The sequence below is a fragment of the Micromonospora sp. NPDC047527 genome (assembly GCF_040643015.1).
GTDB lineage: Bacteria > Actinomycetota > Actinomycetes > Mycobacteriales > Micromonosporaceae > Micromonospora.
Window position 1 is genome coordinate 737,450 of the sequence record NZ_JBEYTK010000003.1, and the last position, 26,144, is coordinate 763,593.

Below are 26,144 nucleotides of genomic sequence, written 5' to 3' on the forward strand. Positions count from 1 at the left end.
CTGCTTCAACTGACGCAACACCGGCGGTGAGCTGCGCGTACCCGATGGTTGGTGTCGATCGGCCCTGCCCCTCGGGGTGCACGAAGGGTGACTGTTGCGTCAGGTGAAGCAGAGCAAAGGGCCGGAGAGGGTGGGGCCACCGTGACGCGTGGGTGACGACCTGTCACCACTGTCGGGTGCTGCCCCTGCGGCGGATGAGGCGGCCGACCACGGCGGGTAACACGTCTCGGTGCAGCTTGTAGACTTGGCAGGTCTGTCCGCCAATTGATGATCAAGGCAGGAAATGGCCTCCACCAACGACCTGAAAAACGGCCTGGTACTCAACCTTGACGGCGAGCTCTGGTCCGTCGTCGAGTTCCAGCACGTCAAGCCCGGTAAGGGTGGTGCCTTCGTGCGCACCACGCTGAAGAACGTGCTGTCCGGGAAGGTGGTCGACAAGACCTTCAACGCGGGCACCAAGGTCGAAACCGCGACCGTGGACAAGCGCACGATGCAGTACCTGTACGCCGACGGCGAGGACTACGTCTTCATGGATCTGGAGACCTTCGACCAGATCACCGTTCCCGGCGGCACCGTCGGGGAGGCAGCCAACTACCTGCTGCCCGAGGCGGAGGCGACCGTCGCCACCCACGAGGGTGTGCCGCTCTACATCGAGCTGCCCACCAGCGTCGTGCTGGAGGTCACCTACACCGAGCCGGGCCTGCAGGGCGACCGGTCGACCGGCGGCACCAAGCCGGCGACCGTCGAGACCGGTGCCACCGTGCCGGTCCCGCTGTTCATCACCACCGGTGAGAAGATCAAGGTCGACACCCGCGACGGCCGTTACCTCGGCCGCGCCTGATGGCTGAGGGTCCCAAGCAGCAGATGCCGGCGCGCCGCAAGGCGCGCAAGCGGGCGCTGGACGTCCTCTACGAGGCCGACCTGCGGGACCGGCCCCCCGTGGAGGTGCTGGCCGGCTACCTCCAGCGCATCGAAAAGCCCCACCCGGAGCATCTGGGTTACGCGGTGGGCCTGATCGAGGGGGTCGCCGAACATCTCAACCGGATCGACGAGCTGATCGCCAGCTACGCCGAGGGCTGGACCCTGGACCGGATGCCGGTGGTCGACCGCAATCTGGCCCGGGTCGCCGTCTACGAGTTGCTCTACGTCGACGAGATCGACGACGCGGTGGCGATCAGCGAGGCCGTGGAGCTGGCCCGACAGATGTCCACCGACGATTCGCCGCGCTTCCTCAACGGCCTGCTCGGCCGCATCGCCGAGTACGCCACCCGCTGAGGTCAGGCACCCGCACCAACGAAAAGGCCCGTGCCGGATGGCACGGGCCTTTTCGGGTGGATCGACAGCTCAGGAGGCGAAGAACGCCCGTGGGTCGGCGACCAGCACACCGTGCTCGGTGAGCCGCTCGATCAGCCCCGACGGCGAGGCGTCGTAGACGATCGCGAGCGCCCGCAGGTCGTCGGCGCGGATGGAGAGCACCCGACCGTTGTAGTCACCACGCTGCTGCTGGATGGCGCGGGCGTAGCGGGCGACGTAGGCCAGGTCCTCGGAGGCCTCGTCGTAGAGCCGCTCCAGGTCCAGGACGATCTTGCTGGTGGGCTCGTGACGGACACCACTGCCGTCGGGCAGCAGCTCCGAGACGGGGACACGGTAGAACTCGGCCAGCTCGGCCAGACGGGAAACCGTCACGGCCCGGTCGCCACGCTCGTACGAGCCGACCACCACGGCCTTCCACCGCCCGTTCGACTTCTCCTCCACACCCTGCAGGGACAGGCCCTGCTGCTGGCGGATGGAGCGCAGGCGGGCGCCCAGAGATTTGGCGTATTCAGAGGGCATTCGGACACTCCCAGTGCTGCTCGGGGTTCTCCCGTCGATCGCTACGGAGCGTGACGGTACGGGGAATGCGACACGTGGTCAAGTGGTCGGGACCCCACCGTTGGGGAGCACTGGGGGAGTTATCCCCATTCGTCGGCCTGATCCGATGGTCAGCAGCCGCCGTCCATCGGCGGGGTGACCACTGGTAACGTGGCGTGAAGCCCCGGCCCGAGTTGCGTCAGCGGTCCGGCCGGAGGTGCCCGACATCCTTTAACGACCCGTCCCGTGAGGCGGGGAAGGAGGTCTGCCGTGGCGTACCCACCGGCGGCCCGCTCGTCACCACCGCGACAACCCTCGGTGAAGGTCATCCTCGACAGCGCCGACGTGCAGCGCGTGGTCGACCGCATCGCCCACCAGATCCTGGAGAAGACCCAGGGCGCCGCCGACACCGTGCTGCTGGGGATTCCCACCCGCGGCGCGCCCCTGGCGCGGCGGCTCGCGGCCCGGATCAGCACCTTCGAGGCAGTCGACATCCCGGCCGGTGTGCTCGACATCACTCTCTACCGTGACGACCTGCGTCGGCACGGCACCCGCGCGGTCGGCCCCACCCAGGTGCCCAGCGGCGGCATCGACGGCAAGCGGGTCATCCTCGTCGACGATGTGCTCTTCTCCGGCCGCACCGTCCGGGCCGCGCTCGACGCGCTCAACGACGTGGGCCGCCCGGCGTCCGTGCAGCTCGCCGTCCTGGTCGACCGCGGCCATCGGGAGTTGCCGATCCGCGCCGACTATGTGGGCAAGAACATTCCCACCTCGCTCGCCGAGAGTGTCAAGGTGACGCTCGCCGAGACCGACGGTGTGGACGAGGTCAAGCTCTACGGAGGGGCAACGGCATGATCAGGCACCTGCTCTCGGGTGCGGACCTGGACGCCGACACCGCCACCGAGATCCTGGACACCGCCGCCGAGATGGCCACGGTCGCCGGCCGCGAGATCAAGAAGCTGCCCGCGCTGCGCGGCCGTACGGTGGTGAACCTCTTCTACGAGGACTCCACCCGCACCCGGATCTCGTTCGAGGCGGCGGCGAAGCGGCTCAGCGCCGACGTGATCAACTTTTCCGCGAAGGGGTCCAGCGTCACCAAGGGCGAGAGCCTGAAGGACACCGCGCTGACCCTGCAGGCCATGGGCGCCGACGCGGTGGTCGTCCGGCACCCCGCCTCCGGCGCGCCCCACCGCCTCGCGAACTGGGTGGACGGGTCGGTGGTCAACGCGGGCGACGGCACCCACGAGCACCCCACCCAGGCGCTGCTGGACGCGTTCACCATGCGGGCCCGGCTGGGCCGACTCGCCGGTCTGTCCGTCGCCGTGGTCGGGGACGTGCTGCACTCCCGGGTCGCCCGCTCGAACGTCCTGCTGCTCTCCACCCTCGGCGCGAAGGTCACCCTGGTCGGCCCGCCGACCCTCATCCCGGTCGACATCGCGGGCGCCCTCGCTCCCGGCACCGACGTCTCCTACGACCTCGACGCGGTGCTGCCCGACGTCGACGTGGTGATGATGCTGCGGGTGCAGCGGGAGCGGATGAAGGACTCCTACTTCCCCTCCGCCCGCGAGTACGCCCGCCGCTACGGCCTGGACGGCCCGCGCATGCGCCGGCTGCCCGAGCACGCGATCGTCATGCACCCCGGCCCGATGAACCGGGGCATGGAGATCACCCCCGAGGTGGCCGACTCACCCCGCTCCACCATCGTCGAACAGGTCACCAACGGGGTCTCCGTGCGGATGGCCGTCCTGTACCTGCTGCTCGGAGGAAACAACCGGTGACCGCGTACCTCATCACCAGCGTGAGCGTCGTCGGCGCCGCGCCGACCGACGTGCTGATCCGCGACGGCGTCGTCGCCGAGGTCGGGCCCGGCCTGTCCGCGCCGGACGCCACCGTCGTCGACGGCACCGGGCTGGTCGCCCTGCCGGGCCTCGTCGACCTGCACACCCACCTGCGCGAGCCCGGCCGCGAGGACGCCGAGACCGTCGAGTCCGGCTCCCGGGCGGCGGCGTTGGGTGGCTACACGGCGGTCTGCGCGATGGCCAACACCTCCCCGGTGGCCGACACGGCGGGCGTCGTCGAGCAGGTGTGGCGGCTCGGCCGCGAGGCCGGGCTGGTCGACGTGCAGCCGATCGGCGCGGTCACCGTCGGGCTGGCCGGCGAGCGCCTGGCCGAGCTGGGCGCGATGGCCGATTCGGCGGCCCGGGTGCGGATCTTCTCCGACGACGGGCACTGCGTCGCCGACCCGTTGCTGATGCGCCGGGCCCTGGAGTACGTCAAGGCGTTCGACGGGATCATCGCCCAGCACGCCGAGGAGCCCCGGCTCACCGAGGGCGCCCAGATGCACGAGGGCGAGGTCTCCACCCGGCTCGGGCTGATCGGCTGGCCGGCGGTCGCCGAGGAGGCGATCATCGCCCGGGACGTGCTGCTCGCCGAGCACGTAGGCAGCCGACTGCACGTCTGCCACGTCTCCACCGCCGGCAGCGTCGAGGTGCTGCGTCAGGCCAAGGCCCGCGGGGTACGCGTCACCGCCGAGGTCACCCCGCACCACCTGCTGCTCACCGACGAGCGGGCCGAGAGTTACGACCCGGTCTTCAAGGTCAACCCGCCGCTGCGGACGGCCGCGGACGTCGCCGCGCTGCGCGCCGCGCTCGCCGACGGCGTCATCGACATCATCGCCACCGACCACGCCCCGCACGCCGTGGAGGACAAGGAGTGCGAGTGGGCGTACGCCCGACCGGGAATGCTCGGTCTGGAGACGGCCCTCTCCATCGCGCTCGACGTGCTGGGCCCCGAGTGGGACCTGATCGCCGAGCGGATGTCACGCACCCCGGCCCGGATCGCCGGGCTGACCGGGCACGGCGTCGACCCGGCACCCGGTGTGCCGGCCAACCTGACCCTTGTCGACCCGACCGCCCGCCGCACCATCGAGCCGGCGGAGCTGGCCAGTCGCAGTCGCAACACCCCGTACGCCCGCATGACGCTGCCAGGTCGCATCGTGGCGACCTTCCTGCGCGGCGAGCCGACGGTCCTGGACGGAAAGGCTGTCAAGTGAGCAAGCGCAGGCCCGCGATTCTCGTACTCGAGGACGGGCGCACGTTCCACGGCGAGGCGTACGGCAGTGTCGGGGAGACCTTCGGCGAGGCCGTCTTCAACACCGGCATGACCGGCTACCAGGAGACCCTCACCGACCCCTCCTACCACCGGCAGGTGGTCGTGCAGACCGCCCCGCACATCGGCAACACCGGCGTCAACGCCGAGGACGACGAGTCCGACCGGATCTGGGTGGCGGGGTACGTGGTGCGCGACCCGGCCCGCATCGGCTCGAACTGGCGGGCCACCGGCGGTCTGGAGGACCGGCTCGCCACCGAGGGCGTGGTGGGCATCAGCGGGGTGGACACCCGTGCGCTGACCCGGCACCTGCGCGAGCGGGGCGCCATGCGGGTGGGCATCTCCAGCATCGACACGGACCCGCAGAGCCTGCTGGCCCGGGTCCTCGCGTCACCGCAGATGGTCGGCGCGGACCTCTCCGCCGAGGTGACCACCGCCAAGCCGTACGTCGTCGAGGCGATCGGCGAGCGGCGGTTCACCGTCGCGGCGCTGGACCTGGGCATCAAGCGCAACGTGCCACGGCGGCTGGCCGAGCGTGGGGTGACCACCCACGTGCTGCCGGCCTCGTCGAGCATCGAGGACCTGCTCGCCACCGGCGCGGACGCGGTCTTCTTCTCGCCCGGTCCGGGTGACCCGGCGACCGCCGACGGGCCGGTGGCGCTGGCCCGGGAGGTGCTGACCCGGCGGATCCCGCTGTTCGGCATCTGCTTCGGCAGCCAGATCCTCGGCCGGGCGCTGGGCTTCGGCACGTACAAGTTGGGCTACGGCCACCGTGGGATAAACCAGCCGGTGCTCGACCGGGTCACCGGCAAGGTGGAGGTGACCAGCCACAACCACGGCTTCGCGGTGCAGGTGCCGGGTGCCGGTGACGGCGCGGTCGTCCCCGACCAGGTGATCGACACCGAATTCGGCGGTGTGCGGGTGTCGCACGTCTGCCTCAATGACAACGTGGTCGAGGGGCTGCGTGCCGTGGACGTGCCCGCGTTCACCGTGCAGTACCACCCGGAGGCGGCGGCCGGCCCGCACGACGCGGACTACCTCTTCGACCGATTCGCCGAGCTGATCGAGGGCCGTGACCTCGACCAGCAGACCAGCGAGGGCCGGAACCACAGCGAGGGGCGCAGCAATGCCTAAGCGGAGCGATCTCAAGCACATCCTGGTGATCGGCTCGGGGCCGATCGTCATCGGGCAGGCCTGCGAATTCGACTACTCCGGCACCCAGGCGTGCCGGGTGTTGCGCAGCGAGGGGATCCGGGTCAGCCTGGTCAACTCCAACCCGGCCACGATCATGACCGACCCGGAGTTCGCCGACGCCACGTACGTCGAGCCGATCACCCCGGAGTTCGTGGAGTTGGTCATCGCCAAGGAACGCCCGGACGCGATCCTGGCGACCCTCGGCGGGCAGACCGCGCTGAACACCGCCGTCGCCCTGCACGAGAACGGCGTCCTGGAGAAGTACGGCGTCGAGTTGATCGGCGCGAACATCGACGCGATCAACCGGGGCGAGGACCGCCAGCTGTTCAAGGAGATCGTCGCTAAGGCCGGTGTCCGGCTCGGCGTCGACGACCCAACCGGGCTGGTGCCCCGCTCGCGGGTCTGCCACTCGATGGACGAGGTCGAGGAGACCGTCGCCGAGCTGGGCCTGCCGGTGGTGATCCGGCCGTCGTTCACCATGGGCGGTCTGGGCTCCGGCATGGCGCACACCGCGGAGGACCTGGCCCGCATCGCGGGCGACGGCCTGGCCGCCAGCCCCGTGCACGAGGTGCTCATCGAGGAGAGCGTGCTCGGCTGGAAGGAGTACGAGCTCGAGCTGATGCGCGACCGGCACGACAACGTGGTGGTGGTCTGCTCGATCGAGAACATCGACCCGATGGGTGTGCACACCGGCGACAGCGTCACCGTGGCCCCGGCCATGACGCTCACCGACCGGGAGTACCAGCGGCTGCGTGACCTGGGCATCGCGGTGCTGCGCGAGGTCGGTGTGGACACCGGCGGCTGCAACATCCAGTTCGCGGTCAACCCGGCCGACGGCCGGATCGTCGTGATCGAGATGAACCCGCGGGTGTCCCGCTCCTCGGCGCTGGCCTCCAAGGCGACCGGCTTCCCGATTGCCAAGATCGCCGCGAAGCTGGCCATCGGCTACACCCTCGACGAGATCCCCAACGACATCACGTTGAAGACCCCGGCGGCGTTCGAGCCGACCCTGGACTACGTGGTGGTGAAGATCCCCCGGTTCGCGTTCGAGAAGTTCCCCGGCGCGGACCCGGAGCTGACCACCACGATGAAGTCGGTGGGCGAGGCGATGAGCCTCGGCCGTAACTTCACCGAGGCGCTGAACAAGGCGATGCGCTCGATGGAAACCAAGTCGTCTGGTTTCTGGACCGTGCCGGACCCGGCCGGCGTGACCCTCGCCGACACCCTCGCCGCGCTGCGCATCCCGCACGACGGTCGGCTCTACACCGTCGAGCGGGCGCTGCGCCTCGGCGCGTCGATCGCCGAGGTCAACGCGGCGTCCGGCGGCATCGACCCGTGGTTCCTGGACCAGATCGTCGCGCTGATCGAGCTGCGGGCGGAGATCGTGGACGCCCCGGTGCTCGACGCCGAGCTGCTGCGCCGCGCCAAGCGGGCCGGCCTGTCCGACCGGCAGCTCGCCGCGCTGCGGCCGGAGTTGGCGGCCGAGGACGGCGTACGGACCCTGCGGCACCGGCTCGACGTGCGCCCCGTCTACAAGACCGTGGACACCTGCGCGGCCGAGTTCGAGGCGACCACGCCGTACCACTACTCGACGTACGACTCCGAGACCGAGGTCGTGCCGTCGGACCGGCCGAAGGTGCTGATCCTGGGCTCCGGCCCGAACCGGATCGGGCAGGGCATCGAGTTCGACTACTCCTGCGTGCACGCCGTTCAGGCGCTGCGGGCGGCCGGTTACGAGACCGTCATGGTCAACTGCAACCCGGAGACCGTCTCCACCGACTACGACACCGCCGACCGGCTCTACTTCGAGCCGCTGACCTTCGAGGACGTCCTGGAGGTTTGGCACGCTGAGGACTCGTCCGGCCGGGCGGCCGGCGGGCCGGGCGTGGTCGGGGTGGTCGTCCAGCTCGGCGGGCAGACCCCGCTCGGGTTGGCGCAGCGGCTCAAGAACGCGGGCGTGCCGGTCGTCGGCACCTCCCCGGAGTCGATCCACCTGGCCGAGGAGCGGGGCGCGTTCGGCGCGGTGCTGGCCCGGGCCGGGCTGCGTGCGCCGGCGCACGGCATGGCCACGTCCTACGACGAGGCCAAGGCGATCGCCGACGAGATCGGCTACCCGGTGCTGGTCCGGCCGTCGTACGTGCTGGGCGGGCGGGGCATGGAGATCGTCTACGACGACCCGACGCTGCGCGACTACATCGGTCGGGCCACCGACATCTCCCCGGACCACCCGGTGCTGGTGGACCGGTTCCTCGACGACGCCATCGAGATCGACGTGGACGCGCTGTGCGACGCCGACGGCGAGGTCTACATCGGTGGCGTGATGGAGCACATCGAGGAGGCCGGCATCCACTCCGGCGACTCGTCGTGCGCGCTGCCGCCGATCACCCTCGCCGGGTCGCACCTGGCCGAGGTCCGCCGCTACACCGAGGCCATCGCGCGTGGTGTCGGCGTCCGCGGCCTGCTCAACGTGCAGTACGCGCTCAAGGACGACGTGCTCTACGTGCTGGAGGCCAACCCGCGCGCGTCGCGGACCGTCCCGTTCGTCTCGAAGGCCACGGCGGTGCCGCTGGCCAAGGCGGCGGCCCGGATCGCGCTCGGCGCGACCATCGCCGAACTGCGCGCCGAGGGCCTGCTGCCGGCGACCGGTGACGGCGGCACGATGCCCGCCGACGCGCCGATCGCGGTCAAGGAGGCGGTGCTGCCGTTCAAGCGCTTCCGTACCCGCGCGGGCAAGGGGATCGACTCGCTGCTCGGGCCGGAGATGAAGTCGACAGGCGAGGTGATGGGCATCGACACCAACTTCGGGCATGCCTTCGCCAAGAGCCAGTCGGCCGCGTACGGTTCGCTGCCGACCGCCGGGAAGATCTTCGTCTCGGTGGCCAACCGGGACAAGCGGGGCATGATCTTCCCGATCAAGCGGTTGGCCGATCTGGGCTTCGAGATCGTGGCGACCACCGGCACCGCCGAGGTGCTGCGTCGGCACGGCATCGCCTGTGAGCAGATCCGCAAGCACTACCAGGCCGGTGAGGGGGACGACGCGGTGTCGCTGATCCTCGGCGGCCAGGTGGCCCTGGTGATCAACACGCCGCAGGGTTCGGGTGCCAGCGCCCGCTCCGACGGCTACGAGATTCGCAGCGCCGCCGTCACCGGGGACATCCCCTGCATCACCACGGTCCCCGGCGCCGCCGCGGCGGTGATGGGCATCGAGGCGCGGATCCGGGGCGACATGCAGGTCCGCCCGCTACAGGACCTGCACGCCATGCTGCGGGCCGCCCAGTGACCCTGTTCGAGCGGGCGGTACGGCCCGGGCTGTTCCGGATCGGCGGCGGCGACGCGGAGGCCGCGCACGAGTGGACACTGCGGCGGCTGGCCGCGCTGTCCCGGCGTCCGGCCGCGCTCGCCGCGCTCCGCGCCCGGTACGCGGTGAGCGCGCCCCGCACGGTCTTCGGCGTCCGGTTCCCGAATCCCGTCGGGCTGGCCGCCGGCATGGACAAGGACGGTGCGGCCCTGCCGGCCTGGCCGGCGCTCGGCTTCGGCTTCGTCGAGGTGGGCACGGTCACGGCCCACGCCCAGCCGGGCAACCCCCGGCCCCGGCTGTTCCGGTTGCCGGCCAGCGAGGCCGTGGTCAACCGGATGGGCTTCAACAACGCCGGTGCCGCCGCGCTGGCCGCCCGGCTGGCGGCGCTGCCGCGCCCGATCGGCGTGCCGTTGGGCATCTCGCTCGGCAAGTCCAAGGTGACTCCGCTGGACGAGGCGGTCGAGGACTACCTCACCTCGTACCGCGCGCTGCGCGGGCACGGCGACTACTTCGCCGTGAACGTCTCCTCGCCGAACACGCCGGGACTGCGCTCGTTGCAGGACCGCACACACCTGGACGCGCTGCTGGCCGCGCTGGTGGGGGAGAAGCCGGTCCTGGTCAAGATCGCCCCTGATCTGACCGAGGCGGCCATCGCCGAACTGCTGGAGGTCTGCCTGGCCCGGGGCGCGGCCGGGGTGATCGCCACCAACACCACCCTGGGCCGGGATGGGCTGGCACCGGTGGACGCGGAGCGCGGCGCGCAGGCCGGAGGTCTGTCCGGCCGTCCGCTGACTGGGCGGGCCCGGGAGGTGGTCGCCTTCGTCCACCGGGAGACCGGTGGCCGGTTGCCGATCGTCGGGGTCGGCGGAGTGCTGGACCCGGACGACGCCGCCCGGATGTTCGACGCCGGTGCCGCCCTGGTGCAGCTCTACACCGGCTTCATCTACCGGGGCCCCGCCCTGGTTCGGGCCGTCGCCCGCGCGACCGCCGCCACCAGAGCACCTGATCCGGTCCCCGGCCGGTGACCGTCGGGGCCGCTGTGCCGACTGCGGCCATCGTGCCTCGTGGTGGCGGCGGCGGTCGTGGTCGTGGTCGTGGTGGCCGTGGCGTCGCGTGTCACGCCGCTGCGGCCCCTGCCCTGTCCCTGCAGCCTTTGCTCTGCTTCAACCCACGCAACGGCCGACGTCCGGTATTCGGACACCGGGTGTTGCGTGGAGTGAAGCAGAGCAAAGGCTGTGCACACGTGGCCCGGCACCGCCGCGCCACGCCCGGCGTCCGGGCCGTGCCGACTGTTCGGGCCGTGCTGACTGTCCGGGCCATTCCGGCTGTCGGGGCCATTGGGGGCGACCGGCCCGTCCACGCCTGGAAGGAGCGCACGTGACACCCGAGGAGATCCTGGCTGCCGACCGGGCGCACGTCTGGCATCCCTACACCGCGCTGCCGCCGGCGAACCCGCCGTACGTGGTGCACAGCGCCGAGGGGGTGCGGCTGCGGCTGGCCGACGGCCGGGAACTGGTGGACGGGATGTCGTCCTGGTGGGCGGCGATCCACGGCTACCGGCACCCGGTGCTGGACGCGGCCGTGACCGACCAGCTCGGCCGGATGAGCCACGTGATGTTCGGCGGCCTCACCCACGAACCGGCGGTGCGGCTCGCCCGGACCCTGGTCGAGCTGGCCCCGGAGGGTCTGGAGCACGTGTTCCTGGCCGACTCCGGCTCGGTCAGCGTCGAGGTGGCGGTGAAGATGTGCCTGCAGTACCAGCGGGCGGTCGGCCGGCCGCAGCGGCGCCGGCTGGCGACCTGGCGGGGCGGCTACCACGGCGACACGTTCCACCCGATGAGCGTCTGCGACCCGGAGGGCGGGATGCACCACCTCTGGGGCGACGTGCTGCCCCGGCAGGTCTTCGCCCCGGTCCCGCCGGGTGGCTTCACCGATCCGCCCGACGACGCGTACGTGGCGGCGTTGGCGGACACGATCGAGCGGCACGCCGACGAACTGGCCGCCGTGATCGTGGAGCCGGTGGTGCAGGGCGCGGGCGGGATGCGCTTTCACCATCCCGGGTACCTCCGGGTGCTGCGCGAGGTGACCCGTGCGCACGGGGTGTTGCTGATCTTCGACGAGATCGCCACCGGGTTCGGCCGTACCGGCACCATGTTCGCCGCCGAGCACGCCGGGGTGGCCCCGGACGTGATGTGCGTGGGCAAGGCGCTCACCGGCGGCTACCTGACCCTGGCCGCGACCCTGTGCACCCCGGAGATCGCCCGGGGCATCTCCGCCGCGGGCGTCCTGGCCCACGGGCCCACCTTCATGGGCAACCCCCTGGCCTGTGCGGTGGCCAACGCATCCATCGGGCTGCTGCGGGCGGGGGACTGGGCGGGGCAGGTCGCCAGGGTCGGCGAGGGGCTGCGCATCGGCCTGGAGCCCCTGCGCGGCACGCCCGGCGTGGCCGACGTGCGGGTGCTCGGCGCGATCGGGGTGGTCCAGCTCGACCACGAGGTCGACCTCGGCGCCGCCACCACGGCGGCGGCCGAGCAGGGGGTGTGGCTGCGGCCGTTCCGCGACCTGATCTACACGATGCCGCCGTACGTCACCGACGACGCCGACCTGACCCGGATCGCGGCCGGGGTGGCGGCGGCGGTGGCGGCCGGCTGAGGCGGCCCGGCTGTCGGGTCGACGGGGTACTCCGGGCGGGTCGCCGCCCGGACGAGGAGAGGGGAAGTACCGGATGGAGAGTTTCGGCGCCCGACTGCACCGCGCCGTCGGCGAGCGAGGGCCGCTCTGTGTGGGCATTGATCCGCATCCCGGTCTGCTGGCCCGTTGGGGTCTCGCCGACGACGTCGACGGTCTTGACCGGTTCACCCGGACCGTCGTGGACGCCCTCGGTGACCGGGTTGCGGTGGTCAAGCCTCAGTCGGCCTTTTTCGAGCGTTTCGGGTCCCGCGGTGTGGCGATCCTTGAGTCAACTATCCGACAGTTACGGGAAGCCGGTTCGCTCGTTTTGTTGGACGTCAAGCGTGGCGACATCGGCTCAACGGTCAGCGCGTACGCCTCGGCCTACCTTGATCCATCCAGCCCCTTGTATGTCGACGCCGTCACAGCGAGCCCCTACCTGGGAGTAGGTTCGCTGGCCCCGATGTTCGAGTTGGCCGCCGAGCACGGCGGCGGTGTCTTTGTGCTGGCCCTCACCTCGAACCCCGAGGGAGCCGCCGTCCAGCGGGCTCGCACCGCCGACGGGCGCACCGTCGCGCAGACCGTGATTGACGAGATTTCCCAGCTCAACAGGGGTGCGACCCCGCTCGGAAGCTTCGGTCTGGTGGTCGGCGCGACCATTGGGGACACCGGTCACGACCTATCCGGGGTGGGGGGTCCGCTGCTCGCGCCGGGGCTCGGAGCGCAGGGTGCCGGCGCTGCCGATCTGCGGACCGTGTTCGGTTCGAGCCTCACCTCGGTGCTCCCGTCGTACTCCCGCGAGGTGCTCTCGGCCGGCCCGGATGGCACCGCCCTGCGGGCCGCCGCCGACCGGGTGCTGGCCGAGTGCAGGGCCGTTCTGGCTGCCCGGTGACTGACTGACGGCTCGGTCACTCTGCGATGATCATCGCGCGCCCACGTTGCCGAAAGCTCCGCTGACCGCTAGTTTTCCCCGCGCTGGGAACCACGGACCCCTTGGTTCACAGCGACACCACGTTTCACAGATGCGGCGGTGCGCCCCGCCCGCCGCGATAGGGACCTGAGGAGAACTGGTGCCGCTCCCGTCACTGACCCCCGAACAGCGCGCTGCCGCGCTCGAGAAGGCCGCGGAGATCCGCAAGGCCCGCGCCGAGCTGAAGGAGCAGCTCAAGCAGGGCAAGACCACCCTCGGTGCCGTCCTTGAGCGGGCCGAGGGCGACGATGTCGTCGGCAAGCTCAAGGTTTCGGCCGTCCTGCAGGCGATGCCGGGCATTGGCAAGATCCGGGCTACCCAGATCATGGAGAAGCTCAAGATCGCCGACAGCCGTCGCCTGCGCGGCCTCGGCGAGCAGCAGCGCAAGGCACTGCTTGGAGAGTTCGCCGCCAACTGAACCTGGCAGCGTGTAGAAACAAGCGGTGAGCACGGATGACGAGGCGCGCCCGGCGGCTCGGCTCACTGTCCTGGCTGGACCTTCGGGTTCCGGCAGGGAGAGTGTCGTCGAGCTTGTCCGGGCGCGTTCTCCGTCCGTGTGGATCCCGGTGCCGGCAACTACCAGGCCGCGCCGGGAGCCGGAGGTGGACGGGGAGGACCGTGTCTTCCTCGCCGCCGCGGAGTTCGAGCGCCGGGTGGCCGCCGGTGACCTGCTCGAGTGGTCCCGGATCGGCCCGTACCGCCGGGGCACCCCGTACCCCCCGCTGCGCGCCCGGCTCGACGCCGGGCAGCCGGTCCTGCTCCCGCTCGACCTGGCCGGCGCCCAGCTGGTCCGGGCGCGACTGCCCGACGCCCGGCTGGTGCTGCTGAGCCCACCCGGGCACCGGCCCGACGCCGCTGTGGTGGCGGCCTTCGCGTACGCGCTGACCCACGACCTCACCGATCGGGTGGCTACCGAGCTGGTAGGCTTACTCGGTTCTTCTTATCCGGATCCGGCCTGGTCGCGCGTGCGTGGCTGACGCCGGCCGCCGTTGAGACTCAGCACCGCGTCCGCGCGGCTCGAAAGACGCAGAGGTTAATTCGTGGGATCCATCGCCAACCCCGAAGGCATCACCAACCCGCCGATCGACGAGCTCCTCGAGAAGACGACGTCGAAGTACGCGCTGGTCATCTTCGCCGCCAAGCGTGCGCGCCAGGTCAACGCCTACTACAGCCAGCTCGGTGAGGGCCTCCTGGAGTACGTCGGCCCGCTCGTCGAGACCACCCCGCAGGAGAAGCCCCTCTCCATCGCCATGCGCGAGATCAACTCGGGCCTGCTCACCGCCGAGCCGACCGACCAGCCATAAGCGTCGGCACGCCGATGTCCGCTCGGATCGTCCTCGGGGTCGGTGGCGGCATCGCCGCCTACAAGGCATGTGAGCTCCTGCGGCTCTTCACCGAGTCAGGTCATCAGGTCCGTGTCGTGCCGACCGCGTCGGCGCTCCGGTTCGTCGGGGCGCCGACCTGGGCGGCGCTCTCCGGCCAGCCGATCGCCGACGACGTCTGGTCCGACGTGCACGAGGTGCCGCACGTCCGGCTCGGTAAGCAGGCCGACCTTGTGGTTGTCGCGCCGACCACCGCGGACCTGCTCGCCAAGGCCGCGCACGGGCTCGCCGACGACCTGCTGACCAACACGCTGCTGACCGCGCGCTGCCCGGTGGTGCTGGCCCCGGCCATGCACACCGAGATGTGGGAGCACCCGGCCACCGTCGCCAACGTCGCCACACTGCGCGCCCGAGGTGTGCGGGTCATCGAGCCGGCCGTCGGTCGACTCACCGGCGCCGACACCGGCAAGGGTCGGCTGCCCGATCCGTCGGAGATCTTCGCGGTCGCCCGTCAGATCCTGGCCCGCGGCGGGCCGGCGCCGGCCGACCTGACCGGTCGCCGGCTGGTGGTCACCGCGGGCGGCACCCGCGAACCCCTGGACCCGGTCCGCTTCCTCGGCAACCGTTCGTCGGGCAAGCAGGGCTACGCGTTCGCCCGCGCGGCCGTCGCCCGGGGCGCCCGGGTCACGCTTATCGCCGCGAACGTCTCCCTCGCCGACCCCGCGGGGGTCGACCTGGTCCGGGTGGGCTCCACCGCCGAGCTGCGAGAGGCCACGCTGAAGGCCGCCGTCGAGGCCGACGCGGTCGTGATGGCGGCGGCTCCGGCCGATTTCCGGCCGGCGACGTACGCGGCTGGCAAAATCAAGAAGTCGGACGACGGTGTCGCGCCGACCATCGAGCTCGTCACGAACCCGGACATCGCGGCGGAGCTCGGCCAGCGCAAGCGGCCGGAGCAGGTGCTGGTGGTGTTCGCCGCCGAGACCGGCGACGCGGAGGCCAACGGTCGGGCGAAACTCGCCCGCAAGCGGGCCGACCTGATCGTGGTCAACGAGGTCGGGCCCGACAAGGTCTTCGGCGCCGACACCAACACCGTGACGGTCATCGGAGCGGACGGCTCGGTGAGCCGGCTGCCGGAGCAGGCCAAGGAGGCCGTGGCCGACACCGTGTGGGATCTCGTCGTGGCGCGGCTGGCCGACCGCTCCTGACGGGTGGAACAGGAAGCGACCGATCCCGACACCGGCCGCAGTGGTGACTAGACTGCCGCGGAACGACTTCACACGCTTAGGAGTGCCGTGACACGCCGCCTCTTCACGTCCGAATCGGTCACGGAAGGCCACCCGGACAAGATCGCCGACCAGATCAGCGACGGTATTCTCGACGCGCTGCTCACCGAGGATCCACACAGCCGGGTTGCGGTGGAGACCATGATCACCACCGGCCAGGTGCACATCGCCGGTGAGGTCACCACCAAGGCGTACGCCGACATCCCGACGATCGTGCGTCGGACGATCCTCGACATCGGCTACGACTCGTCGAAGAAGGGCTTCGACGGCGCGTCCTGCGGCGTCAGTGTCTCCATCGGCGCGCAGTCCGAGGACATCGCGCAGGGCGTGGACAACGCCTTCGAGTTGCGCACCGGCGCGTCGGAGAGCGCGCTTGACGCGCAGGGCGCCGGCGACCAGGGCATGATGTTCGGCTTCGCCTGCTCGGAGACACCGGAGCTGATGCCGCTGCCGATCGCCCTCGCCCACCGGCTGGCCCGCCGCCTCGCCGCAGTGCGCAAGGACGGGGTCATCCCGTACCTGCGCCCGGACGGCAAGACCCAGGTCACCATCGAGTACGAGGGGCTGCGCCCGGTCCGGTTGAACACCGTGGTCGTGTCCAGTCAGCACGCCGCGGACATCTCGCTGGAGTCGCTGCTCACCCCGGACGTCCGCGACCACGTCATCGCCCCGGAGCTGGAGAGCCTCGGTCTGGACACGGACGGCTACCGCCTGCTGGTCAACCCGACCGGCCGGTTCGAGATCGGCGGCCCGATGGGTGACGCCGGCCTGACCGGCCGCAAGATCATCGTCGACACCTACGGCGGGTACGCCCGGCACGGCGGCGGCGCGTTCTCCGGCAAGGATCCGTCCAAGGTGGACCGCTCGGCGGCGTACGCGATGCGTTGGGTGGCCAAGAACGTGGTCGCCGCCGGCCTGGCCGAGCGGTGCGAGGCGCAGGTCGCCTACGCCATCGGCAAGGCGCACCCGGTGAGCCTGTTCATCGAGACGTTCGGCACCGAGACGGTGCCGGTCTCCTCGATCGAGAAGGCCGTGACCGAGGTGTTCGACCTGCGCCCGGCCGCGATCATCCGGGACCTCAACCTGCTCCGCCCGATCTACCAGCAGACCGCCGCGTACGGCCACTTCGGCCGGGAGCTGCCGGACCTGACGTGGGAGAGTACCGACCGGGCCGCCGACCTCAAGTCGGCCGCGGGAGCCTGACCGCCACCAGGCGTAGCGACCGGCGACCCGCAGCGGGGTCGCCGGTCGCGCGCGTCTGCGTGGATGTCCCGTTGGCGCACCTGGACCGGCCGTTCGACTACCTGGTGCCGGCCGACCTGGACGACGTGGCCGTGCCCGGCACCCGGGTGAAGGTGCGCTTCGCGGGGCAGCTCGTCGACGGCTGGCTGCTGGCCCGCGCTGACGACTCCGGGCACACCGGCCGGCTCGCCTACCTGGAGAAGGTGGTCTCGCCGGAGCCGGTGCTGTCGCCCGAGGTGGCCCGGCTGGCCCGAGCGGTCGCCGACCGGTACGCGGGCAACCTCGCCGACGTGCTCCGGCTCGCCGTGCCGCCCCGGCACGCCCGCGTGGAGAAGGAAGCCCGCGCCGACCAACCCGCCCCTGACGCCCCCACCGAGGCCGCCGCTCGCCCTGTCGACGAGGGCGGCGATCACACCGTCGACGCGACCGAGGCGGCCGGACGGGGTGCGGTCGCCGACCCGCAGGCGTCCACGGCCGGTGTCGACGCCGACCCGGCGGCTGGATCCGCGCCGGTGGATCCGCGCGGGTGGCGCGACTACCCGACCGGGCCGGCCCTCCTGACGGCGCTCACCGACGGCCGGGCGCCCCGCGCGGTCTGGTCGGCGCTGCCCGGCGAGGACTGGGCGGCCCGCTACGCCGACGCGGTGGCTGCCACCGTCGCCGGAGGGCGCGGCGCGGTGGTCGTGGTGGCCGACGCCCGTGACCTCGATCGGCTCGACGCTGCGCTGACCAGCGTGCTCGGGTCGGGACGGCACGTCAGTCTCTCCGCCGCGCTCGGGCCGGCCCGGCGCTACCGGGCGTTCCTCGCCGCCCGGCGCGGGGAGGTGCCGGTGGTGATCGGTACCCGCGCGGCCATGTTCGCCCCGGTGGACCGCCTCGGCCTGGTCGCGGTCTGGGACGACGGCGACGACCTGCACTCCGAACCCCGGGCGCCCTATCCGCACGCCCGCGACGTGCTGCTCACCCGCGCCCAACTCGCCGAGGCCGGCGCGCTGGTCGGCGGGTACTCCCGCACGGCCGAGGCGCAACTGCTGCTGGAGACCGGGTGGGCCCGGGAGGTGGTCGCCGATCGGGCGACGGTGCGGGCCCGGATCCCGGCCATCGCGCCGACCGGTGACGACCCGCAGTTGGCCCGTGACCCGGGGGCGGCCACCGCGCGGCTGCCCAGCCTGGCCTGGACGGCCGCCCGGGACGCCGTCCGGGCGGACCTGCCGGTGCTGGTGCAGGTGCCCCGCCGCGGCTATCTGCCCTCGATCTCCTGCGCCGACTGCCGGACCCCGGCCCGCTGCGCGCACTGCGCCGGCCCGCTCGCGTTGCCGTCGGCCGGTGGCACCCCGGCCTGCCGCTGGTGCGCCCGGGTGGCCGCCGCGTACGCCTGCCCGGAGTGCGGTGGGCGGCGCCTGCGGGCGGCGGTGACCGGTGCCCGACGTACCGCCGAGGAGTTGGGCCGGGCTTTTCCCGGCGTGCCGGTGCGGACCTCGGGCCGGGAGGAGGTGCTGACCGACGTGCCGGGCGGCGCGGCCCTGGTGGTGGCCACGCCCGGTGCCGAGCCGGTCGCCGAGGGCGGCTACGGCGCGGTGCTGCTGCTTGACTCGTGGGCCCTGCTGACCCGGGCCGACCTGCGCGCCGGTGAGGAGGCGCTGCGTCGCTGGATGGCCGCCGCGGCCCTGGCCCGGCCAGCCCCGGCCGGCCGGGTGGTGGTGGTCGCCGACGGCGCGCTCGCCCCGGTGCAGGCTCTGCTGCGGTGGGACGCCGCCTGGTTCGCCGGCCGGGAGTTGGCCGAGCGCCGGGAGTTGGGTTTCCCGCCGGCGGTACGGATGGCAAGCGTCACAGGCCCGGCCGAGGCGGTGGCCGACCTGCTCGCCGCGGCCCGGCTGCCCGGCGACGCCGAGGTGCTCGGCCCGGTGCCGGCCGACGAGGGCCGGGAGCGGATGCTGGTCCGGGTGCCCCGCGCCCGGGCCGCAGCGCTCGCCGAGGCGCTGCACTCGGCCGCCGGCGTGCGGGCCGCCCGCAAGGCCGCCGACCCGGTCCGTCTCCAGGTCGATCCGTTGAGCCTCTTCTGACCGTTCCGGTCCGCACCGACGGCTCCCGGCCTGGTCCGGGACGGTGGCGCTCGCACACCGCGTCCGGCAAAGCGGTGGCGCCCAAGTGGTAGCATCGCCCGTCATGCCATGGCGTACGACGGCTCCAGGTCGCGACGGGGCGTCAGACGCGCCGAGCTGGGTCCTCGCAGGATGGCGGGAACGCGTCGGTCGGGCGCGATGTCGATGATGTCAATGAGCCGGTGATCAGGGGTGGACCAGTCGTGACCGTTCGACAATCGATCGTCTTCAACGGCGACCTCGGCAGCGGCAAGAGCACGGTTTCGGTGGAGATCGCCAAACGGCTCGGGATGCGCCGGGTCAGCGTGGGTGACCTCTACCGGGAGATGGCGCAGCAGCGGCAGATGACCGCCCTGCAGCTCAACCTGCACGCCGAGCTCGACCAAGCCGTCGACGGCTACGTCGACCAGCTCCAGCGGGACATCGCCGCCTCCGGCGAGCACCTCGTCATGGACTCCCGCCTGGCGTGGCACTTCTTCACGGACGCGCTCAAGGTGCACATGATCACCGAGCCGGGGGAGGCGGCCCGGCGGGTGCTGGCCCGCCCGTCCGGGCCGGCGGAGAGCTACGCCTCGCTGGAGGAGGCCAAGGCCAAGCTCCGCGAGCGCAGCGAGAGTGAGCGCAGCCGGTTCATCGTTCGCTACGGGGTGGACAAGGCCCGCCTGCGTAACTATGACCTGATCTGCGACACGACCCGGGCGTCCGCCGCCGAGGTGGTCGAGCACATCATCGCCGCGTACGAGGGCACGCTCGGCGCCGACGTGCTGCGGGAGGGTCCGCCGCTGCTGCTGCTGGACCCGGCCCGGGTCTACCCGACCGAGGACATCGCGACCCTGCGCGGTCTGTGGGACACCGAGTTCGTCGGCGATGTGGCCGAGGCCGGTGACGAGTCGCTGGAGCCGCTGAAGATCGGCTTCACCGGCGAGTACTTCTTCGTCGTCGACGGTCACCGCCGGCTCAGCGCCGCTCTGCAGAACAGCTTCTCCCTGGTGCCCGCCCAACTGGTCGCCGAGGTCGACGAGCCGGTGGTGGGCGGCATGAGCGCCATCGACTACTTCGCCGCGCAGGTGCGCCCCGGCCTGGTCTACGACTGGGAGTCCGCCCACAAGATCCAGCTGCCGCTGCCGGAGCCCGCGCTGCTCGGCGGCGACGCGGTCCTCGCGGGCGACACGGGCGTCAGCGCCTGAAGCAGGGCTGAGCCCGTGACGCTTGGCACACCGGCGGTGGTCGATCGAGGTACGCCGGCCGGTGCCCGACCGCGCACTCCGTAGACTGGTACGGCACCGCACGTCCCACCCATGAAGGAGCCGTCCCGCGTGACCGTCCAGCCCATCCGTCTGTTTGGGGATCCGGTGCTGCGCACGCCGGCCGATCCGGTGGTCGACTTCGACGCCGAGCTGCGTCGGCTTGTGGCCGACCTGACCGACACGATGCGTGAGCAGGGCGGCGCCGGCCTGGCCGCGCCGCAGCTCGGTGTGAGCCTGCGTGTCTTCACCTTCGACGTCGACGACGTGCTCGGGCACCTGATCAACCCGGTGCTGGAGTTTCCCGACGAGGAGGAGCAGGACGGCCCGGAGGGCTGCCTGTCGATCCCCGGGCTCTACTTCGACACCAAGCGTCGGCAGAACGTCATCGCCAAGGGCTTCAGTTCGTTCGGCGACCCGATGCAGATCGTCGGTACCGGCCTGATGGCCCGCTGTGTGCAGCACGAGACCGACCACCTCGACGGGGTGCTCTTCCTCGACCGGCTTGATCCGGAGGGGCGTAAGGAAGCCATGAAGGCGATCCGTCAGGCCGAGTGGTACGACGCGGCAGCCCCGCCGACGGTCAAGTTGAGCCCGCACCTCAGCGACCCCTTCGGTCTGGGTCGGTGACCCGGATGCGTGTGATCTTCGCCGGTACGCCGGCCGTGGCCGTTCCCGCGCTGGCCGCCGTCGCGGCCTCCCCGCACGAGCTGGTGGCCGTGGTCACCCGGCCCGACGCGCCCGCCGGGCGGGGGCGCGGCCTGTCCCGCTCCCCGGTCGGCGCGTGGGCCGACGAGCACGGCGTCGAGGTGCTCACCCCGGCCCGCCCCCGCGACCCGGAGTTCCTCGACCGGCTGCGCGAGCTGGCACCGGACTGCGTGCCGGTGGTCGCCTACGGCGCGCTGGTGCCGCCAGCGGCCCTGGAGATCCCCCGGTACGGCTGGATCAACCTGCACTTCTCCCTGCTGCCCGCCTGGCGCGGCGCCGCGCCCGTGCAGCACGCGGTGCTGCACGGCGACGAGCTGACCGGTGCCAGCGTCTTCCAACTGGAGCAGGGTCTGGACACAGGCCCGGTCTACGGCACCCTGACCGACGAGATCCGTCCCGCCGACACCTCCGGCGACCTGCTGGAGCGGCTCGCCGACTCCGGCGCCGGGCTGCTGGTGGCGGTGCTCGACGCGATCGCCGACGGCACCGCCCGGGCCGAGCCGCAGCCCGCCGACGGCGTGTCGCTGGCGCCGAAGCTGACCGTGGAGGACGCCCGGGTGCGCTGGGCTGACCCGGCCTTCGCCGTGGACCGGCGGATCCGCGCCTGCACTCCGGCCCCGGGCCCGTGGACGACCTTCCGGGACGAGCGGGTGAAACTCGGCCCGGTCACGCCGGTGGCCGACGGCCCGGACCTGAAACCAGGGGAGCTGTTGGTGGAGAAGTCCCGGGTGCTGGCCGGTACGGCCACCGTGCCGGTACGCCTCGGCGAGGTTCGAGCCGCGGGCAAGCGGGCCATGTCGGCGACCGACTGGGCGCGCGGCGTCCGGGTCGGCACCGGCGAGGCGTTCGCGTGACGGCCCCGGAGGGGACCCGCCCGAGCCGTGGTGGCCCGTCGGCCGAACGCGGTGCGGACCGCCGGCCCGTTCGGCCTCCGCTGGACCGGCCGCGACGCGCGGCGTACGAGGCGGTGGCCGCCGTGCACCGCGACGACGCGTTCGCCAACCTGGTGCTGCCCATCATCCTGCGCGACGAGGGGTTGTTCGGTCGGGACGCGGCCTTCGCCACCGAGCTGACCTACGGCACCCTGCGCCACGTGGGCACGCTGGACGCGATCCTCAGCGACGCGGCCGGCCGGGACGTGGCCCGGATCGACCCGCCGGTCCGCGACGCGCTGCGGATCGGGGCGTACCAGCTGCTGCACACCCGGGTACCCCCGCACGCGGCGGTCTCGTCGACCGTCGATCTGGTCCGCTCGGTCGCGCCGGGCGCCACCGGGTTCGCCAACGCGGTGCTGCGCGAGGTGTCCACCCTCGACTCCGACGGCTGGGTGGCGAAGCTGGCCCCACCGATGGAGACCGACCCGGTCGGGCACCTGGCGCTGGCGTACAGCCATCCACAGTGGATCGTGCGGGCCTTCTCCGAGGCGCTCGGCGGTGACCTGGGTGAGACGGCCCGGCTCCTGATCGAGGACAATGAGCGGCCTCCGGTGCACCTGTGCGCCCGTCCCGGCCTGATCGACCCGGTCGAGCTGGCCGATCAGGTCGGCGGTGCGCCAGGCGCCTTCTCGCCGTACGCCGTCTATCTGCCCGGTGGCGCGCCGGGCGACGTTCCGGCGGTGGTCGACGGCCGCGCCCACGTCCAGGACGAGGGCTCGCAGCTCGTGGCCGCGGCGCTCGCCGACGCGCCGTTGGACGGCCCGGACGGGCGCTGGCTGGACCTGTGCGCCGGTCCGGGCGGCAAGGCTGGCCTGCTCGGCGCGCTGGCCGCGCAGCGCGGCGCCCGCCTGACCGCTGTGGAGGTGGCCGAGCACCGCGCGCGGTTGGTGTCCCAGGCGACCCGAGGTCTGCCGGTGACCGTGCTGACCATGGACGGCCGCGAGGTCGGCGCGGACCCGAAGTTGCCGGAGGGGCACTTCGACCGGGTGCTGGTGGACGCTCCGTGCACCGGGCTGGGGTCTCTGCGCCGCAGGCCGGAGTCGCGTTGGCGCCGCCAGCCGTCCGATCTGCCGCAGCTGACCCGGCTGCAGCGGGAGTTGCTGGGTGCGGCGTTGCGGGCGGTGCGTCCGGGTGGCCTCGTCGCCTACGTCACCTGCTCGCCACACACGGTGGAGACGCACGTGACGGTGACCGAGGCGGCGCGTCGCAGCGGGGTGTCGGTGGACTTCGTCGACGCCCGGCCGTTGCTGCCGGCGGGCATGCCCGGCCTGGGTGACGGCCCCACCGTGCAGCTGTGGCCGCACCGGCATGGCACCGACGCGATGTTCATGGCCGTCCTGCGCCGAGGCTGAGTCGCACCGCGCCGACGAAGGGGGCCCCTGTCGACGACAGAGGCCCCCTTCGTCGAGCCGGGCCGGTCAGGTGACCGGGAGGCCCTTGGTGCCGGCGTTCTTCATCGAGCGGGTCAGGTCCCGGTCGCTGATCCAGAGGAAGCACTGCACGCCCCGGTTGCCGTTCTTCCACTCCTCCTCGTACGGCTGGTAGTAGATCGATCCGACGCGGAAGTCGAGTTGGGAGTTGTCCGGCACCTTGGCGTACTTGGCGGTCAACGACTGGCAGGCCCGGTGGGTCCGCTTGGTGGCGCGGTTGAACTCCGTGTAGCTGATGTCCGGGGCCTGCCAGATCCCGACGAACTCGGCGTGGTGCTTGGCGGTGCAGGAGACCGGCACCATCTCCTCGACCTCGTCCTTGACCAGCTTCGGGTTGAAGCAGCGGTACGCCAGTGGCGCCGCACCGGTGAGCGCCCCCCGGAGGCTGCCGGTGCGCAGGTCGACGGCGGTGTCGTCGATGCTGGCGATCTCCGCGACGTCGCAGCGGTACCAGCGGGCGCCACCGGCCCAGGCGGGTGCGGACGGCAGCACGACGGTCAGGGTGAGTCGCCCGGTGCGCCGGTCGGCGCCGACCGCCTTGCTGACCTCGGTCTCGCAGGCGTCCTGCGCGGCCCGCATGCCCACCGAGCCGGGCAGCGGGGGCGTGGCGCGGTCGGCGCCCGGACCGGTGAGCGTGCCGACGTGCATGGTCTCCACCCGGTGCGACTCGCCGCAGTCCATCGGGTTGTAACCGCTCAGGAAGCCCACCTGCTGCGAGGAGTGGTGGCAGACACCGGCGGTGGGCACGAACTGCTGCGCGGCGACGGGTGACGGCCAGTCGTCGGTGAGGTCACGGTCGACTCCGGCGGGTGCGCCACAACCGGCGAGCACCATGGCCACCGCCGCGCCCCCGACCACCGCCGTCAACCACCGTCGCATCTCCGACCTCCCGCCGCCGGTGGCGTCCGGCTGACCCCAGCCAGTCGGTAGCGCCACGGCGCAGGAGCATACGGCACCGTAGGTCAGATTGCGGGTAGTCCCTCGGGGCCGGCGCCGCGCATCGAACGGGTGAGTTTGCGGTCGTCGCTCCACAGGAAACAGCGCACCCCACGGTCACCCTCCTCCCACTCCCGCTGCGACGGTGGGTAGTAGATGGACCCGGCCCGGTACGGCAGGTCGCTGTTGTTCGGCACGGCGGCGTACGCGGCGATCAGCGCCATGCAGCGCCGGTGCGCCTGGTCGCCGGAGCGGGTGAACTCCGCCCAGGTCATGTCCTGTTCCTCGTAGACGCCGACGAACTCCGCGCGGTGCGGCTCGGCGCAGAGCACCGGCGCCATGTAGTTGAGGTTGTCACCGATCAGCTTGGGATCGAAGCAGCGGTGGAACAGCGGGGCGTCGCCGATCAACGCGCCGCGCAGGCTGCCGACGCGGTTGACCGGCCGGGTGTTGTCGATGCTGTCGGTCTCGCTGAGCTCGCAGCGGAACCAGCGAGCCCCGCCGGACCAGGCCGGCGCGGAGGGCAGCGAGACCGACAGGGTGAGCCGCGCCGTGTGCCAGTCGCCGCCGAGCATCTCCCGGGCCCGCTGGTCGCACTCGGCGCGGGCCGCGCGCAGTGTCGTCGAGCCGGGCCCCGGACGGGTGCCAGCCAGGGCGGCGGGGCCGGTGAAGGTGCCGACGTGGATCGCCTCGGAGAGGTGGCTGCGGGCACAGTCCACCGTCTCGTACGTGCTGGCCTGCACGATCGAGGTGATCCGGGGCAGGCAGGTGTCGGTGGCGGGGGTGAACGGAGTCGGAGCCCGCAGCGCCGGCCAGTCGTCGGTGAGGTCGCCGTCCGGGCCTCGCGCGTGCCCACAGCCTGTCAGCAGCATCGCCGTGACGCCGGCCAGCGCCAGCGCTGGAAGCCACCGTCGCATCGTCCGCCCTTCCGGAGCTGGCGGCCGGTCACCGCGCCCCGCGGCAAGACTCCGGCGGGCGTGCAGCCTACGGCACCGTCCCCGTTGGAGTGTTGTCGCGTTTCCGTCGATCGGCTAGCCGCTGATGTCTGTTCGTCCGGATTTGCCGATCCGGATCGGCCAATTCTGCACGACGGGTCACTGTCGCATCACATCGCGTTCCACATGGTGCCGCGATGCGGGCAGCGGATGGCCGCGTTCGTACACTGGCCCCGTGACCGTACCGCCGCCGATCGTCGCGCCGAGCATCCTGGCCGCCGATTTCGCCCGCCTCGCCGAAGAGGTCCGTGCCGTCGAGGACGCCGCGGACTGGTTGCACGTGGACGTGATGGACAACCATTTCGTGCCGAACCTGACCATCGGGCTGCCCGTGGTGCAGAGCCTGCGGGCCGCCACCACGATGCCGTTCGACGTCCACCTGATGATCGAGGACCCGCGTCGGTGGGCTCCCGGCTACGCCGACGCCGGGGCGTACAACGTCACCTTCCACGCGGAGGCGGCCGACGACCCGGTGGCGCTGGCGAAGGACCTGCGCGCGGCCGGCGCCAAGGCCGGGCTGGCCATCGACCGGGACACGCCGATCGAGCCGTACCTGGACCTGCTGCCCAGCTTCGACACCCTGCTGATCATGACGATCAAGGCCGGCTTCGGTGGGCAGCGGTTCATCCCGCAGATGCTGGACAAGGTCCGCGCCGTCCGCCGGCACGTCGACGCCGGGCACCTGGAGCTGCGCATCGAGGTGGACGGCGGGATCGCCGCCGACACCATCGAGCAGGCGGCCGCCGCCGGGGCCGACGCGTTCGTGGCCGGCACCGCCGTCTACGGCGCCGCCGACCCGGCGGAGGCGATCCGGCACCTGCGGGCGCTGGCGGAACGCGCCGCTTCCGGCGCCTGA

Annotated in this window: 24 protein-coding genes; 21 read left to right on the forward strand and 3 right to left on the reverse strand. The window is 72.1% G+C overall.

The genetic code is table 11. The features are described from left to right. Positions 1-283 precede the first annotated feature (283 nt). Both efp and nusB read left to right on the forward strand, forming a co-directional pair. Positions 284-841 (forward strand): elongation factor P, encoded by a 558-nt coding sequence (efp, locus tag ABZ808_RS16355; protein ID WP_357006561.1) that lies wholly within the window; start codon positions 284-286, stop codon positions 839-841. 23 nt (positions 842-864) lie between these two features. Then, on the forward strand, positions 865-1,275 hold the full coding sequence (nusB, locus tag ABZ808_RS16360; RefSeq protein WP_357006830.1) for a transcription antitermination factor NusB: 411 nt from the start codon (positions 865-867) through the stop codon (positions 1,273-1,275). Positions 1,276-1,344: 69 nt separating this feature from the next. Here the strand turns inward: nusB and ABZ808_RS16365 are convergent, their stop codons facing one another. Next, complete coding sequence (locus tag ABZ808_RS16365; protein ID WP_007458348.1) at positions 1,345-1,833, reverse strand: transcriptional regulator; 489 nt, start codon at positions 1,831-1,833, stop codon at positions 1,345-1,347. A 288-nt stretch (positions 1,834-2,121) separates the two neighbouring features. Between ABZ808_RS16365 and pyrR the strand changes: the two genes are divergently transcribed. The 18 genes from pyrR (at position 2,122) to ABZ808_RS16455 (ending at position 23,279) form a co-directional block, all read left to right on the forward strand. Then, positions 2,122-2,706 (forward strand): bifunctional pyr operon transcriptional regulator/uracil phosphoribosyltransferase PyrR, encoded by a 585-nt coding sequence (gene pyrR, locus ABZ808_RS16370; RefSeq protein ID WP_357006564.1) that lies wholly within the window; start codon positions 2,122-2,124, stop codon positions 2,704-2,706. Then, a complete protein-coding gene (locus ABZ808_RS16375; RefSeq protein WP_357006568.1) occupies positions 2,703-3,629 on the forward strand; it encodes an aspartate carbamoyltransferase catalytic subunit in 927 nt (308 codons plus the stop codon). The genes pyrR and ABZ808_RS16375 overlap by 4 nt, the downstream gene beginning before the upstream one ends. Then, positions 3,626-4,903 (forward strand): dihydroorotase, encoded by a 1,278-nt coding sequence (locus tag ABZ808_RS16380; protein ID WP_357006571.1) that lies wholly within the window; start codon positions 3,626-3,628, stop codon positions 4,901-4,903. Before ABZ808_RS16375 ends, ABZ808_RS16380 begins: the two co-directional genes overlap by 4 nt. Then, entirely contained in the window at positions 4,900-6,093 is a 1,194-nt protein-coding gene (gene carA, locus ABZ808_RS16385; RefSeq protein WP_357006574.1) for a glutamine-hydrolyzing carbamoyl-phosphate synthase small subunit, read from the forward strand. Before ABZ808_RS16380 ends, carA begins: the two co-directional genes overlap by 4 nt. Continuing rightward, the gene (carB, locus tag ABZ808_RS16390; protein ID WP_357006577.1) at positions 6,086-9,433 is read left to right on the forward strand and encodes a carbamoyl-phosphate synthase large subunit; all 3,348 of its coding nucleotides are present in this window, start codon (positions 6,086-6,088) and stop codon (positions 9,431-9,433) included. Before carA ends, carB begins: the two co-directional genes overlap by 8 nt. After that, on the forward strand, positions 9,430-10,476 hold the full coding sequence (locus tag ABZ808_RS16395; protein ID WP_357006581.1) for a quinone-dependent dihydroorotate dehydrogenase: 1,047 nt from the start codon (positions 9,430-9,432) through the stop codon (positions 10,474-10,476). Before carB ends, ABZ808_RS16395 begins: the two co-directional genes overlap by 4 nt. Positions 10,477-10,828: 352 nt before the next feature. Beyond that, the gene (locus ABZ808_RS16400; RefSeq protein WP_357006584.1) at positions 10,829-12,103 is read left to right on the forward strand and encodes an adenosylmethionine--8-amino-7-oxononanoate transaminase; all 1,275 of its coding nucleotides are present in this window, start codon (positions 10,829-10,831) and stop codon (positions 12,101-12,103) included. Positions 12,104-12,176: 73 nt separating this feature from the next. Beyond that, the gene (gene pyrF, locus ABZ808_RS16405) at positions 12,177-13,013 is read left to right on the forward strand and encodes an orotidine-5'-phosphate decarboxylase (RefSeq protein ID WP_357006587.1); all 837 of its coding nucleotides are present in this window, start codon (positions 12,177-12,179) and stop codon (positions 13,011-13,013) included. A gap of 178 nt (positions 13,014-13,191) precedes the next feature. Further along, on the forward strand, positions 13,192-13,509 hold the full coding sequence (mihF, locus tag ABZ808_RS16410; RefSeq protein WP_053655462.1) for an integration host factor, actinobacterial type: 318 nt from the start codon (positions 13,192-13,194) through the stop codon (positions 13,507-13,509). 25 nt (positions 13,510-13,534) lie between these two features. After that, positions 13,535-14,068 (forward strand): guanylate kinase, encoded by a 534-nt coding sequence (locus tag ABZ808_RS16415; RefSeq protein ID WP_357006590.1) that lies wholly within the window; start codon positions 13,535-13,537, stop codon positions 14,066-14,068. A gap of 63 nt (positions 14,069-14,131) precedes the next feature. Continuing rightward, complete coding sequence (gene rpoZ / locus ABZ808_RS16420; RefSeq protein ID WP_030335666.1) at positions 14,132-14,395, forward strand: DNA-directed RNA polymerase subunit omega; 264 nt, start codon at positions 14,132-14,134, stop codon at positions 14,393-14,395. 14 nt (positions 14,396-14,409) lie between these two features. Next, a complete protein-coding gene (coaBC, locus tag ABZ808_RS16425) occupies positions 14,410-15,618 on the forward strand; it encodes a bifunctional phosphopantothenoylcysteine decarboxylase/phosphopantothenate--cysteine ligase CoaBC (RefSeq protein WP_357006593.1) in 1,209 nt (402 codons plus the stop codon). 87 nt (positions 15,619-15,705) lie between these two features. After that, the gene (gene metK / locus ABZ808_RS16430) at positions 15,706-16,899 is read left to right on the forward strand and encodes a methionine adenosyltransferase (protein WP_357006596.1); all 1,194 of its coding nucleotides are present in this window, start codon (positions 15,706-15,708) and stop codon (positions 16,897-16,899) included. A 59-nt stretch (positions 16,900-16,958) separates the two neighbouring features. Then, positions 16,959-19,001 carry a primosomal protein N' gene (locus tag ABZ808_RS16435; RefSeq protein WP_357006599.1) on the forward strand — a complete coding sequence of 681 codons (2,043 nt, stop codon included), beginning with the start codon at positions 16,959-16,961 and terminating at the stop codon, positions 18,999-19,001. A gap of 242 nt (positions 19,002-19,243) precedes the next feature. After that, complete coding sequence (locus ABZ808_RS16440; protein WP_357006603.1) at positions 19,244-20,227, forward strand: AAA family ATPase; 984 nt, start codon at positions 19,244-19,246, stop codon at positions 20,225-20,227. 129 nt (positions 20,228-20,356) lie between these two features. Next, positions 20,357-20,914, forward strand: coding sequence for a peptide deformylase (gene def, locus ABZ808_RS16445; protein WP_053655520.1), 558 nt, complete (start codon positions 20,357-20,359; stop codon positions 20,912-20,914). 5 nt (positions 20,915-20,919) lie between these two features. Then, positions 20,920-21,846: a methionyl-tRNA formyltransferase gene (gene fmt / locus ABZ808_RS16450; protein WP_357006606.1), complete on the forward strand. Its 927-nt coding sequence runs from the start codon at positions 20,920-20,922 to the stop codon at positions 21,844-21,846. Further along, the gene (locus tag ABZ808_RS16455) at positions 21,801-23,279 is read left to right on the forward strand and encodes a transcription antitermination factor NusB (RefSeq protein WP_357006833.1); all 1,479 of its coding nucleotides are present in this window, start codon (positions 21,801-21,803) and stop codon (positions 23,277-23,279) included. Before fmt ends, ABZ808_RS16455 begins: the two co-directional genes overlap by 46 nt. A gap of 66 nt (positions 23,280-23,345) precedes the next feature. Here ABZ808_RS16455 and ABZ808_RS16460 read toward each other — a convergent pair whose 3' ends face one another. Together ABZ808_RS16460 and ABZ808_RS16465 are read right to left on the reverse strand one after the other, a co-directional pair. Then, the gene (locus tag ABZ808_RS16460) at positions 23,346-24,236 is read right to left on the reverse strand and encodes a septum formation family protein (protein WP_357006836.1); all 891 of its coding nucleotides are present in this window, start codon (positions 24,234-24,236) and stop codon (positions 23,346-23,348) included. A gap of 83 nt (positions 24,237-24,319) precedes the next feature. After that, on the reverse strand, positions 24,320-25,210 hold the full coding sequence (locus ABZ808_RS16465) for a septum formation family protein (protein WP_357006610.1): 891 nt from the start codon (positions 25,208-25,210) through the stop codon (positions 24,320-24,322). A 253-nt stretch (positions 25,211-25,463) separates the two neighbouring features. On the opposite strand from ABZ808_RS16465, the gene rpe reads away from it, so the two are divergent. Then, positions 25,464-26,144 (forward strand): ribulose-phosphate 3-epimerase, encoded by a 681-nt coding sequence (rpe, locus tag ABZ808_RS16470; RefSeq protein WP_357006613.1) that lies wholly within the window; start codon positions 25,464-25,466, stop codon positions 26,142-26,144.